At 43.3% G+C, this 13480-nt stretch carries 12 protein-coding genes; 11 read left to right on the forward strand and 1 reads right to left on the reverse strand.

What is annotated here, in order from left to right; translation table 11 throughout:
- Positions 1–17: 17 nt before the first annotated feature.
- The 7 genes from ACTNES_RS00410 to ftsZ all read left to right on the forward strand — a co-directional run bounded on the left by ACTNES_RS00410 (position 18) and on the right by ftsZ (position 9461).
- Positions 18–1874 carry a peptidoglycan D,D-transpeptidase FtsI family protein gene (locus ACTNES_RS00410; RefSeq protein ID WP_216458809.1) on the forward strand — a complete coding sequence of 619 codons (1857 nt, stop codon included), beginning with the start codon at positions 18–20 and terminating at the stop codon, positions 1872–1874.
- A 114-nt stretch (positions 1875–1988) separates the two neighbouring features.
- Positions 1989–2945 carry a phospho-N-acetylmuramoyl-pentapeptide-transferase gene (mraY, locus tag ACTNES_RS00415; RefSeq protein WP_216458808.1) on the forward strand — a complete coding sequence of 319 codons (957 nt, stop codon included), beginning with the start codon at positions 1989–1991 and terminating at the stop codon, positions 2943–2945.
- A 30-nt stretch (positions 2946–2975) separates the two neighbouring features.
- Complete coding sequence (murD, locus tag ACTNES_RS00420; RefSeq protein WP_216458807.1) at positions 2976–4331, forward strand: UDP-N-acetylmuramoyl-L-alanine--D-glutamate ligase; 1356 nt, start codon at positions 2976–2978, stop codon at positions 4329–4331.
- A gap of 89 nt (positions 4332–4420) precedes the next feature.
- Positions 4421–5524, forward strand: a complete 1104-nt coding sequence (locus tag ACTNES_RS00425; protein ID WP_291818160.1) for an FtsW/RodA/SpoVE family cell cycle protein — start codon at positions 4421–4423, stop codon at positions 5522–5524.
- 41 nt (positions 5525–5565) lie between these two features.
- Positions 5566–6858: a UDP-N-acetylglucosamine 1-carboxyvinyltransferase gene (murA, locus tag ACTNES_RS00430; RefSeq protein WP_291806249.1), complete on the forward strand. Its 1293-nt coding sequence runs from the start codon at positions 5566–5568 to the stop codon at positions 6856–6858.
- 19 nt (positions 6859–6877) lie between these two features.
- Positions 6878–8035, forward strand: a complete 1158-nt coding sequence (locus ACTNES_RS00435; RefSeq protein WP_291818157.1) for a cell division protein FtsQ/DivIB — start codon at positions 6878–6880, stop codon at positions 8033–8035.
- A gap of 247 nt (positions 8036–8282) precedes the next feature.
- Positions 8283–9461: a cell division protein FtsZ gene (ftsZ, locus tag ACTNES_RS00440; RefSeq protein WP_441038279.1), complete on the forward strand. Its 1179-nt coding sequence runs from the start codon at positions 8283–8285 to the stop codon at positions 9459–9461.
- A gap of 136 nt (positions 9462–9597) precedes the next feature.
- Here the strand turns inward: ftsZ and ACTNES_RS00445 are convergent, their stop codons facing one another.
- A complete protein-coding gene (locus tag ACTNES_RS00445; RefSeq protein WP_291806242.1) occupies positions 9598–9927 on the reverse strand; it encodes a DUF1540 domain-containing protein in 330 nt (109 codons plus the stop codon).
- A gap of 420 nt (positions 9928–10347) precedes the next feature.
- Between ACTNES_RS00445 and infC the strand changes: the two genes are divergently transcribed.
- The 4 genes from infC to ACTNES_RS00465 all read left to right on the forward strand — a co-directional run bounded on the left by infC (position 10348) and on the right by ACTNES_RS00465 (position 13162).
- Positions 10348–10842, forward strand: a complete 495-nt coding sequence (gene infC / locus ACTNES_RS00450) for a translation initiation factor IF-3 (protein WP_117844126.1) — start codon at positions 10348–10350, stop codon at positions 10840–10842.
- A 35-nt stretch (positions 10843–10877) separates the two neighbouring features.
- Positions 10878–11075, forward strand: a complete 198-nt coding sequence (gene rpmI, locus ACTNES_RS00455; protein ID WP_019162770.1) for a 50S ribosomal protein L35 — start codon at positions 10878–10880, stop codon at positions 11073–11075.
- Between the two features lie 47 nt (positions 11076–11122).
- Complete coding sequence (gene rplT / locus ACTNES_RS00460; protein ID WP_118410668.1) at positions 11123–11479, forward strand: 50S ribosomal protein L20; 357 nt, start codon at positions 11123–11125, stop codon at positions 11477–11479.
- Positions 11480–12007: 528 nt separating this feature from the next.
- Positions 12008–13162 (forward strand): ABC transporter substrate-binding protein, encoded by a 1155-nt coding sequence (locus ACTNES_RS00465; RefSeq protein ID WP_291806230.1) that lies wholly within the window; start codon positions 12008–12010, stop codon positions 13160–13162.
- Positions 13163–13480: the final 318 nt, after the last annotated feature.

The following is a 13480-nucleotide window of genomic DNA, read 5'->3' on the forward strand; positions in this document are numbered from 1 at the left end:
TTCTGCGGGGATTTTTTATGAAAAAGAATATGACCTTTCATAAGAAGAAAATATGGGTGGTATTTATCTGCTGCATCCTGCTGATGGCAGGACTGATCGGAAGACTGGTACACCTGATGTGCTTTCGGTCTGATTATTACTATGAAAAAGCAAAGGATCTCCATGAAAGGGAACGTGACATCAAGGCGGCCAGAGGCCAGATACTGGATGCGAAAGGAAAAGTCCTGGCATCTAACCGGACTGTATGTACCATATCCGTGATCCATAGCCAGATCAGGGAGCCTGAGAAAGTAATTGCTCTACTGACAGAGAAATTGGGAATGGATGAATCTGTAGTGCGTAAACGGGTGGAGAAAGTTTCTTCTATAGAAAGAGTGAAAACAAATGTAGAGAAAAGCGTAGGTGATGCAATCAGAGAAAGCAATCTGGCAGGTGTGAAAGTGGATGAGGATTACAAGCGCTATTATCCATACGGAAGCCTGGCCTCCAAGGTGATCGGATTTACAGGGGGTGATAATCAGGGAATCATCGGCCTGGAAGTAAAATATGAAGAAATCCTGAAAGGCAGCCCGGGTAAGATTCTGACAACTACGGATGCCAGAGGCGTAGAGATTGATAAACTGGGCGAAACAAGAGAAGAACCGGAAGAAGGAAAAAGCCTGCTTATTAGTCTTGATGCCAATATACAGGAGTTCGTGCAGCAGGCAGCGTTGAAAGTAATGGAGGAAAAGCAGGCAGAACGAGTCTCCATTCTCCTGATGAATCCGCAGAATGGAGAAATCTATGCCTGTGTTAACGTCCCAGAATTTGACCTGAATGATCCTTTTACATTGACAGAAGAACTTCAGGTGCAGTTAGCAGCAGAACAGGAAGAAGGACAAGAAGGAACGCAGGCAGATCAGACGCAGCAGACCGCCGTGTCTCAGGACACACAGGCGCAAACGATAACAAAGAGAAAAACAGAGGCAGAAAGAAAGCAGGATCTGCTGAATCAGATGTGGCGGAATCCATGTCTGAATGATACGTATGAGCCTGGTTCCACATTTAAGATTATTACCATGTCTGCCGGACTGGAAGTGGGTGTTGTTTCTGAAAATGACCGCTTTTACTGTCCTGGATATAAACTGGTGGAGGATCGCAGGATCCATTGCGCCAAGCGAACCGGTCATGGAGCCCAGAATTTCGTAGAAGGAGCTCAGAATTCCTGCAATCCTGTGTTTATTGAAGTAGGACTTCGTCTTGGTGTAGAGCGTTTTTATCAATGTTTCAGACAGTTTGGACTTCTGACGAAAACAGGTATTGATCTGCCTGGAGAGGCTGGAACGATCATGCATCAGGAGAAAAATATGGGAGAAGTAGAACTGGCGACGGTTTCTTTTGGTCAGTCTTTTCAGATCACACCTGTACAGCTTGCGACAACAGTCAGTTCGCTGATCAATGGCGGAAGACGGGTGACGCCACATTTCGGAGTTGCAGTGCTGAATCCGGATGGAACAAAAGGGAAGAAGCTTGAATTCCCGGTGCAGGAGGGAATCGTTTCCCAGGAAACTTCCAGAAGAGTAAGAGAAATTCTGGAAACGGTAGTCTCACAGGGTTCCGGCAGAAATGCAAAGATTGAAGGCTATTCTATCGGAGGGAAAACGGCCACGTCCCAGACTCTCCCAAGAAGTGCTAACCGTTACATTTCCTCGTTTCTTGGTTTTGCTCCGGCAGAAAATCCGACAGTTCTTGGATTATGTATTATTCACGATCCTCAGGGAATTTATTATGGCGGAACCATTGCAGCTCCGGTGATCCGCAGCATCTTTGAAAATATTCTGCCATATCTTGGAATCCCCCAAAATACTTCACAGGAGATTGTCGGTGAACAGTAAAAATCGCCCGGCAGGGTTGATAAATGAGTAAAAAAGCCGTATACTAAAGGCAATCTGAAAGTAAAAAATAAAAACACTTTCAGTAAAAAAACGAAAGAATGAACGAGGTGTGAGATGGAATTTCAAGTTGTAATCCCTGTATTGATCGCATTTGCAATCAGCGTTGTATTAGGACCGATCATCATTCCTTTTCTCAGGAAACTGAAGATGGGTCAGACAGAAAGAACAGAGGGCGTGCAGTCCCACTTAAAGAAAGCCGGAACTCCGACAATGGGCGGCGTGATCTTTCTGATCGCCACAGCAGTTACTTCATTATTTTATGTAGGCGACTATCCAAAGATCATTCCGGTATTATTCCTGACGCTTGGGTTTGGAATCATCGGTTTTCTGGATGACTATCTGAAAGTAGTATTGAAGCGTTCTGATGGACTGCTTCCTTGGCAGAAGTTTTCCCTTCAGGTAGTACTGACTGCGATTTTTGTATTCTATATTGTTAAATATACAGACATTTCTCTGACAATGAGAATCCCATTCTGGAGCGGACACTTCCTGAACCTTGGATGGCTTGCGATCCCTGTACTTTTCTTTGCAGTGATCGGTACTGTAAATGGTGTAAACTTTACAGATGGTCTGGACGGTCTTGCTTCTAGCGTAACTCTGATCGTAGCAGTATTTTTCTCCGTGGTTTCTATCGGAATGAAATCCGGGATTGAGCCGATCACCTGTGCAGTTGTGGGAAGCCTGATGGGATTTTTACTGTTTAACGTATATCCGGCAAAAGTATTCATGGGAGATACCGGATCTCTGGCACTTGGCGGATTTGTTGCAGGTACTGCCTATGTAATGCAGATGCCGTTATTTATCCTGCTGGTAGGTCTGATCTACCTGATCGAAGTTCTTTCTGTTATGATCCAGGTAACTTACTTTAAGGCAACACACGGTAAACGAATCTTTAAGATGGCACCGATCCATCATCATTTTGAATTATGCGGATGGTCTGAGACACGTGTGGTTGCGGTGTTCTCAGTTATTACAGCTGTTATGTGCATGATCGCACTTCTGGCACTGTAAGATATCGTTGATAATAAGGAGGAAATTATTATGGAATTACAGGGAAAAAAGGTCCTTGTATTCGGTTCCGGCAAGAGCGGGATCGGAGCATCTGACCTTCTTGCGAAAGTAGGAGCATTTCCGGTCATTTATGACGGAAATGCAGAGATTGATAAAGAAGCAGTTGTACATAAAACAGACGGAACTTATCCGGTGGAAGTATATGCCGGAGAACTTCCGAAGGAAGTACAGAAAAGTCTTGATCTCGTAGTCCTCAGTCCTGGAGTACCGACAGATCTTCCAATCGTGAAGAGCTTCTATGAACAGGGACTTTCGGTATGGGGAGAGGTTGAACTGGCGTACAGAGTTGGAGATGGCGAAGTACTTGCTATCACAGGAACAAACGGAAAGACAACTACCACAGCGCTTCTGGGAAAAATCATGCAGGATGCCCGAGAGTCTGTATTTGTCGTAGGAAATATCGGAACCCCATATACATCCAAAGCACTGGAGATGAAGCCGAATTCCGTAACTGTTGCCGAGATCAGCAGCTTCCAGCTTGAGACGATCGAAGAGTTTGCACCGAAGGTATCAGCAATCCTGAACATCACAGAGGATCATCTGAACCGCCATCACACAATGGAAGAGTATATCCGTGTGAAAGAACTGATCACAGAGAATCAGGGAACAGAGGATGTCTGTGTGCTGAATTATGAAGACGAAGTACTTCGTAAATTTGGCGAGCATCTGACTCCTAGAGTGGTATACTTCTCCAGCGAACGTAAACTGGATGAAGGCATCTATCTGGACGGAAATACAATTGTTCTTAAAGATGGAGAAAAGGAGATCGAAGTAGTAAAGACAGAGGATCTGAAACTTCTTGGCAAACACAATTTTGAGAACGTAATGGCAGCTGTTGCGATGGCTTATTATGACGGCGTGTCCATGGACAGTATCCGTAAGAGTATCTGTGAATTCACGGCTGTTGCACACAGAATTGAGTATGTAACAGAGAAGAACGGAGTTGCTTATTATAATGACTCCAAGGGAACAAACCCGGATGCAGCAATCAAAGGAATCCAGGCAATGAACCGTCCGACACTTCTGATCGGTGGCGGCTATGACAAACAGTCCAGCTATGACGAATGGATCGAAGCCTTTGATGGAAAAGTCCGTTACCTGGTACTGATCGGACAGACAAAGGAGAAGATCAAAGAAGCGGCAGAGAAACATGGTTTTCACGATATCATTCTCTGTGAGGATCTGAAAGAAGCAGTAAAGGTATGTGCAGAGAAAGCACAGCCTGGCGATGCAGTTTTACTTTCTCCTGCATGCGCAAGCTGGGGACAGTTTGATAACTATGAGCAGCGTGGAGATATGTTTAAGGAATATGTAAGAAATCTGTAGAATATCTATAAGTAAGAGACTTATAGCTGTCCGGCAGAGGGAATAGAATCCGGGAGCGGCCGGCTATAGAGAATTTTTCGGAGAACCGGATGGCGCAGAAAAGAGCGACAGATTTATCAAAAACAGATAGTACGATGCTGGTACTGGTAGTACTGCTTGCGGCTTTTGGCCTGGCAGTACTGTTCAGTACCAGTGAATATAATGGCAGAGTACGTTTCGGCGACTCTGCCTATTATTTTAAAAAACAATTATTTGCTACTGCACTGGGAATGGGAGCCATGTATATGGTTTCTTCGGTCGATTATCATTTCTTTCTGAAACTGGCACCTGTTGCATATCTGCTTTCTATGGTTTTGTCTACGGCAGTACTTTTGTTCGGACAGGAAATTAACGGGTCAAAGCGGTGGCTGAATCTGGGACCGTTGTCTTTCCAGCCCTCAGAATTTGCAAAAGTAGCGGTGATCCTGTTTCTTGCATGGCAGATTGAGAGATCGCAGAAAAGGACAGAAGGTTTCTGGTTTATGTGCAGGACGATGCTGACACTTCTTCCTATTGTTGGCCTGGTTGGTTCTAATAATCTGAGTACTGCCATCATTATTCTGGGAATTGGCGTGATTTTGATTTTTTCATCGAATCCGAAATATATGCAATTTATCGGACTTGGCAGTACAGGGATTGGATTTGTGGCAATTTTTCTGGCAGCAGAGAGTTACCGTCTGGAACGTCTGGCAATCTGGAGAAATCCGGAGAAGTATGAAAAAGGTTTTCAGACCATTCAGGGACTTTATGCTATCGGAAGCGGAGGAATTTTTGGCAGAGGATTCGGAAGCAGTCTGCAGAAACTGGGATTTGTACCGGAAGCACAGAATGATATGATCTTCTCTATTATTTGTGAGGAAATGGGTGTTGCCGGGGCTGTATTTCTGATTCTGTTGTTTGCATTGCTTTTGTGGCGGCTTGGAGTGATTGCCATGCATGCGAAAGATCTGGCAGGTGCATTGATCTGCGGAGGAATTATGGGACATTTGGCAATTCAGGTAATTCTGAACATTGCAGTAGTAACAAATACGATTCCAAATACAGGGATTACCTTGCCCTTTGTCAGCTATGGCGGAACTTCAGAGGTATTTCTTCTGGGTGAGATGGGGCTGGCAATGAGTGTAGGCAGGTATGGTCGAAACAGTAACAGATAGCAGGAAAGAACATACAATATAAGGTAAGAGGCCCTTTAGGAGTGAAAATTTTGGATGAGATCCATGTGATGGGCAAATGCTCTCTTAGCGGAGAGATTTTCATACAGGGCTCTAAGAATGCGGCACTTCCAATGATGGCGGCATCCCTGATGCACAGGGGACTCAGTGTTCTGAAAGGATGTCCGAAGATTTCAGATGTTTTTTGTATGGAAGAAATCCTGAGAAGTCTTGGTGCAGTTACCTGGTGGGAGGATCATGATCTCTATCTGGACTGTACCGATGCAGATAAAACAGAAATTCCGGAGGTTTATACAGGAAGGATGCGTTCTTCCGTGATTCTTCTTGGTGCAGTTCTTGCCAGAAATAAAAGGTGCAGGATTGGATATCCGGGAGGGTGCATTATCGGAAAAAGGCCGATAGACCTTCATCTTATGGCACTGAGAACTCTGGGAGCTGACATCTGCGAGACAGTTTCCGGACTGGAGGCAGAATGTATCAGATTTCGGGGCGGAGAGATTTTCTTTGAGAAATCAAGTGTGGGAGCAACGCAGCAGGCAATGCTGGCAGCAGTATTGGCACAAGGAGAGACGAAACTGTATAACTGTGCGAAAGAGCCGGAAGTGTTCTGGCTTGGCAGATATTTGAAATCCATGGGAGCGGTGATTGAAGGCGAAGAAACCGGGGAAATCTATATCCGGGGAGTTCGGGAACTGGGACCTGGAAAATATACGATACCACCGGACCGGATCGTGGCAGGCACCTATTTATGTGCAGCTGCCGCGGCAAAGAGTGAGATCGTACTTCGGAATGTGCCGGAAGGAGAATTAAAAGCATTCCTGGAAGTATATCAGAAAATAGGTGGACAATATGAAGCGAATGGTGGTACACTAAAGGTCAATGGAAAGCGGGCAGTCAGACCGGCAGAATTAGTGGAAACTGAAACCTATCCGGGATTTCCGACAGATCTTCAGGCTCCGCTTATGGCAGTGCTGACTGGAATACCGGGCAAAAGCGTGATCAGAGAGCGCATTTTTGATCAGAGATTTGGAAGTGCTTTCCAGATGAATAAGATGGGTGCGGATATCGTGGTAAATGGTGATGAGGCTGTGATCCGGGGCGGGAGACCGCTTACAGGAATTACTGTGCAGGCAGGAGATCTTAGAGGAGGAGCGGCGCTGATCATTGCAGCGCTTATGGCAGAAGGAGAGACCTGTATCACACAGGCAGGCTTTATAAGCAGAGGATATGAGCACATTTGCAGAGATTTACAGGCTTTGGGCTGTGAGATATGGCAGTCCGCCGGCGAGGATTTGAGGATTTATGAGAAAAAGTAATTATGGGAAGAAACCTCCTATGAGTAAGAAGACAAAGAAGATTATTGCAGGGGTGATAGGAGCAGGGATTCTTGTTGCTATGATAGCCTTTTTTTCTTATTATAAAGTAGATTCTGTAGAAGTGAGGGGAACTTCTCATTATACAGATGAAGAAGTAAAGAAGATGGTGCTTCGGGGACCGCTGGCTTCCAATTCGGTCCTTGCACCATTGTTTTACAGTACGACGAAGACGGATGATATCATATATGTGGATGCATTTAAAGTAACACAGTTAAACCGCAGTACGATCTGTATCAGTGTAAAGGAAAAGAAAATCGTAGGCTGTATCAAATATCTGGACAGTTATATTTATTTTGACAGAAATGGGATCTTTGTCGAGGGATCCCAGACAAGGGACGAGACTGTGCCTTATTTTGATGGTATCCAGGTAAATAAGATCGTGATGGATGAGAAGCTGGATATCAAGGGTGATACTGTACTAAATACAGCAGTTGCGCTTTCCACGATATTTCAGAAGAATGACATGATCCCGGATCATATCCAGTTTGACAGCAGTTATTCTATCAGCCTGATCTATGGTGACATTACAGTACAGCTTGGAAAGGATGAGAATCTGGAAGAGAAGATGAATCGTGTCATAGCGATCATGCCGAAGATTCAGGGAAAGAAAGGAATTCTTCATATGGAGAGTGTATCTACAGATACCAATACATTTGAGGAAGAAAAGGAAGAGCAGGATAATACGGAGATTACAGCTGAGAACTGGAATGGCGGTTATAATGAAGACGGCGATTACACCGGAGATGGCGAATATGACGAAAATGGCAATTATGTAGGTGCAAAACCGAAGACTGCCCTTGAGGAAGCGATAGAGAACTGGAACGGTGGTTATGATGGAGAGGGTGACTATACCGGCGCAGGTGAGTATGATGCAGACGGAAATTATGTAGGACCGAAGCCGACACAGGAATCTCTGGATGCAGCAGCGCAGGAGAACAGTGACAGCAGTGATACGGAAGATCAGAGCGCTGACACATCCGGGGACAGTTGGGAGGAAGATTCTGGCAGTTACGATACAGGATATGGAAACGACAGCAGTGACAGTTCTGACCAATATGATGAGTATGGTAACTATATTGGTGATGGTGGAGACTATTACGGAGACGAAGAATACTGATAAAAATACGATAAAAGCGGATGTTCTGGTATTCTGTCAGAGTCTGGAAAACTGGAAGAAAAAGCAGGATGACAGATATTGGACAAACAGCAGTTGCCGAAAAATCGTGAAAAAAGTATAAAAAAACGAAATTAATGGTTGATTAATTTCAAAAAAAAATATATGATATATCTATATGTAACTTTGATATAAACTACTGAGAAGGATATCAGATATAAATAAAGGAGGAAGTACATTGTTAGAGATTATGTCAAATGAGGCTGAATCATCTGCAAAGATTATAGTGATCGGTGTAGGTGGAGCCGGAAATAATGCAGTAAACAGGATGGTGGAAGAGGCCATCGGCGGAGTAGAGTTTGTAGGTGTGAATACTGATAAACAGGCTTTAACTCTGTGCAAAGCTCCAACTGTACTTCAGATTGGCGAGAAGATTACCAAGGGTCTTGGTGCAGGAGCACAGCCTGAGGTTGGACAGAAAGCAGCAGAAGAGAGCATTGAAGAAGTAAGGCAGTTAATGGAAGGTGCGGATATGGTATTCGTTACCTGTGGTATGGGAGGCGGAACCGGAACTGGTGCTGCACCTGTGATCGCAGCAGCAGCGAAAGAAATGGGTATCCTTACAGTTGGTGTTGTTACCAAACCTTTCCGTTTTGAAGCAAGAACCCGTATGAACAATGCACTTGCAGGTATTGAGAATCTGAAGAAAGCAGTGGATACATTAATTGTTATCCCGAATGATAAATTATTAGAAGTTGTAGACCGCAGAACAACTATGCCAGAAGCTCTGAAGAAGGCTGACGAGGTTCTGCAGCAGGCGGTACAGGGTATTACAGACCTGATCAACCTGCCGGCACTGATCAACCTTGACTTTGCAGACGTTCAGACTGTAATGACAGACAAGGGAATCGCTCATATCGGTATTGGTGAAGCAAGAGGAGACGACAAGGCTATGGAAGCTGTACAGCAGGCTGTATCTTCTCCACTTCTTGAGACAACCATTAAGGGGGCTACACACGTTATCATCAATATCTCCGGAGATATTTCTCTTATGGATGCAAACGATGCAGCAAGCTATGTTCAGGAGCTTACAGGTGAGGAAGCAAACATCATCTTTGGTGCTATGTATGATGACACAGTTGCTGACTACTGTAGAATCACAGTAATCGCAACAGGTCTGAATGATGATAATCTTCAGCAGACCCCTTTCGGAAAAAGAAGCACAGCTTCTTCCTTTGGTGCAAGAAGACCTTCTTCAACAGTAACAGGCACAACAGCCGGAACTACAGCAACAGCAGGCAGCAACATGAGCATGCCTAGCTTCAGTCTTCCGACAATGAATGCTACACCATTTGGAGCTACTAAGACTCCGTCCAGCACTGTTCAGAAGAAAGACATTCAGATTCCAGATTTCTTAAGAAACAGATAAGCAGACAATGAGCTGATAAATATGTAAAATGAAAGAGACATGCCCGGTTAAAGATGGATATGTCTCTTTTTTACACAATGTGTGTATACAGTGAAAATTCAGCTGTCTATATCACTGTGATAGAATAAATGCTGGTTTATGCTCCACAGCTGCACTGGAATGTATCACATTTGGTGTCACAGGAAGCCTTAGCATTGGAACCATCTACCTGGATAGAGGAAGCTGTGCATTTGCAGTCGTCATTATAGGTACAGTTGTGTGCTTTACAGTCAATCTGGATTTTTTCGCAGCCGCATCCGTTGGTGAAGCTGTTGGTCATGGAATTTCCGACACGTTCCTGGAAACTTCCACAGCTTGTCTCATTGGCATTGGTAGCATTTTCACCGGTTACATAGATCTCACCTTTGGAGCAGAGCTGATCTTTGTTGTAGACACATTGAACTGCTGAACATTTAAGAATTGTCATAGTGATATCCTCCTGAAAAATATTTTGAATAGGTTTCGAAAATAGGATGTACAGTTTCTGAAAAAATATACCTGTTAAATCTCCAGATAAAAATTTAAAGATAAAAATAAAAAAAGTACTTGACGTGCCATAAGAAACATGGTATCTTATACAAGTACGTAAGAAAACAAAGCAGAGTTCCACTCTCACCTCAGCGCATTTAAGTTCAGCGGCTTGGGTTTATATTGCACAGAAATTATTGATGTTTGTTTTGCAGAACATCGAAGATATTTTATCGGGATGTTCTGGAGCAGGATATCGATGAGTGTGATAGCAGAGTGTGGATTTTGTCCACGCTTTTTTTATGTAAATAATGAGGGCGACGAGAAGTCATTAGAATCTATCTAACAGGTATGGAGGTGCACTACAATTAGCAATTTAATGATTAACGAACAGATCAGAGACAAAGAGGTACGCTTAATCGGTTCGGACGGAGAACAGCTTGGGATCATGTCCGCGAAAGAAGCAATGTTCAAAGCTCAGGAGGCAGGGCTTGACCTGGTAAAAATTGCCCCGCAGGCGAAACCGCCGGTATGTAAGATCATCGATTATGGTAAATACCGTTACGAGCTTGCAAGAAAAGAAAAAGAAGCCAAGAAGAAGCAGAAGACCATCGATGTCAAAGAAGTGCGACTTTCACCAAACATTGATACCAATGACCTGAATACGAAAGTCAACGCCGCCAGAAAGTTCCTCTCCAAGGGTGACAGAGTGAAGGTAACCTTACGTTTCCGTGGAAGAGAAATGGCACATATGGCGAGCAGCAAACATGTGCTGGATGATTTTGCAGAGCAGCTTGCAGATGTGGCAACAGTGGAGAAGGCACCGAAGGTTGAAGGCAGAAGCATGACGATGTTTTTAACGGAAAAACGTTAAATATAATAGAGATACAGTTTAAGGAGGAAATTACAATGCCAAAAATTAAAACTTGTAGAGCAGCAGCAAAGCGTTTCAAAAAAACAGGTACAGGAAAGTTAGTAAGAAATAAAGCTTATAAGAGCCATATCTTAACAAAGAAATCTCAGAAGAGAAAAAGAAATCTGAGAAAATCTACTGTTGTTGATTCTACTAATGTTAAGAGCATGAAGAAAGCATTACCATATTTATAAGAAGTATTCACAGAAGATAGACAGACGAACAGGAGGAAATTTAAGAAATGGCAAGAATTAAAGGCGGATTAAACGCAAAGAAGAAACATAATCGTACATTAAAACTGGCAAAAGGCTACAGAGGAGCCCGTTCCAAACAGTATAGAGTTGCTAAACAGTCTGTAATGAGAGCACTTGCTAGCTCCTATGCAGGAAGAAAGCAGAAAAAACGTCAGTTCAGACAGCTCTGGATCGCTCGTATCAACGCAGCAGCAAGAATGAACGGATTATCCTACAGCAAAATGATGCACGGACTGAAAGTTGCAAACATCGACATCAACAGAAAGATGCTTGCTGAACTTGCAGTAAACGATGCAGAAGGATTTGCAGCACTTGCTGAAATCGCTAAAAAAGCATTCGCTTAATTGTTATTTTTAGAGAATCGTAAGATTTGATAAAATGAATTTGAAAGGTACACATTGAGGCCGTTATGGTTTCGTGTGTGCCTTTTTGTATAGGAAATTACTCAGTAATGTTCCAATGACAAAAAAGCTTTCCTGCAAGATTCTTTCTTTATATACAAATATTTTTGTAATGGTCTTACTTTTTGTGCAAAATGCTATATTTTACCATAGGCTTGCGTGTGTGATGCGGTCAAGTGTCCATGAAAGACGGAAAAATCTTAAATTTCCATAAAATTTTCCTTGCATGGTTAAATGTATGGTGCTATAATTTGAGACAGCAATATATTAAAGTGTCAGTGGAAGCCAAAGCCGGCTGGGAACCCAGTTGGCTTTTTGTTACTTTTTCGATTCATTTGTAGCTACATATTTTGCGGAAAAGAGCTGGTGCGGTTATTTCGAGAAAACTGCACTGATGGACAGTAACAGTCGCTTATCTTATGTGTCATAAAGAGGGACAAAGAAGCTGACAAATAAAAGGAGGATTTTATTATGAAAAACCTGAAAAAAGTACTCAGTGTTACTGCGGCAGCAGCAATGGTAATGTCAACAGTTGCGCCTGTATCTGTATTTGCAGATGACGCTACATTCAAAATCGGTGGAATCGGACCTGTAACCGGTGCAGCAGCAATTTACGGACAGGCTGTAAAGAACGCAACAGAACTTGCGATCAACGAAGTAAACGAAGACGGCGGAATCAACGGATATCAGGTAGAGTTCAAATTTGAAGACGATGAGAACGATGCAGAGAAATCTCTGAACGCTTACAACGCATTAAAAGACTGGGGAATGAACATCCTTGTTGGTACAGTTACATCTACACCTTGTGTAGCAGTAGCAAACGAGACAGCAGCAGACAGCATGTTCCAGCTGACACCATCCGGATCTGCAACAGAGTGTGTTACTAACCCGAACGTATTCCGTGTATGCTTCTCAGACCCGAACCAGGGTACTGCAGCAGCTCAGTACATCGGTGAGCACAAACTTGCTACAAAAGTAGCTATCATCTATGACAGCTCTGATGTATACTCTTCCGGTATCACACAGAACTTCACAGCAGAAGCAGCTAACCAGGGTATCGAGATCGTATCCTCTGAAGCATTCACAGCTGATAACAACAAAGACTTCTCCGTACAGCTTCAGAAAGCAAAAGACGGTGGTGCTGAATTAGTATTCCTTCCAATTTATTATACAGAAGCTTCTCTGATCCTTGCACAGGCAGACAGCATGGGACTTGAAACTAAATTCTTCGGATGCGACGGTATGGACGGTATCCTTGGCGTAGAGAACTTCGATACATCTCTTGCAGAAGGACTGATGCTTCTGACACCATTCGCAGCAGACTCTACAGATGAGAAAACTCAGGCATTCGTAACAGCATACAAAGATGCTTATACAGATACACCAAACCAGTTCGCTGCAGACGCTTATGATGCAGTATATGCGATCAAAGCAGCAGCAGAAAAAGAAGATGTAAAAGCAGACATGGATGTTGCAGATATCTGCGCAGCACTTGAAAAAGGTATGACAGAGATCACACTTGAAGGTGTAACAGGTGATGAGATCACATGGACAGAAGACGGTGAGCCGAACAAAGCTCCGAAAGCTGTAGAGATCAAAGATGGTGCTTATGTAGCAATGGAATAATGAAATTGAAATAGCTCAAAGGATTTCAAGCAGATTTCATAAGAAATAGAATGTGATTGTTCCTGGTACATCATTTACTGGCGGACAATGATTATACGACAACGGGGCTGTCTGAATTATCCAGACAGCCCTGTTGCCTAATACACTGTTACATTAATGCGTTATTGCATTAATTAATACATTTATGACAGATTTGCTTTTGGCAAAATAAACAGGAAGAATTTCGCTAAAGGCAAATCTGCCAGTTTTACATACAATAAAATGCTTGCCGTTCATTTTTGTCCGGCAATATAAAATTTATTTAATATAAGAAAGGAA

The organism is Blautia sp. HCP3S3_D9 (genome assembly GCF_052063845.1).
In the GTDB taxonomy this organism is placed as follows: domain Bacteria; phylum Bacillota; class Clostridia; order Lachnospirales; family Lachnospiraceae; genus Blautia_A.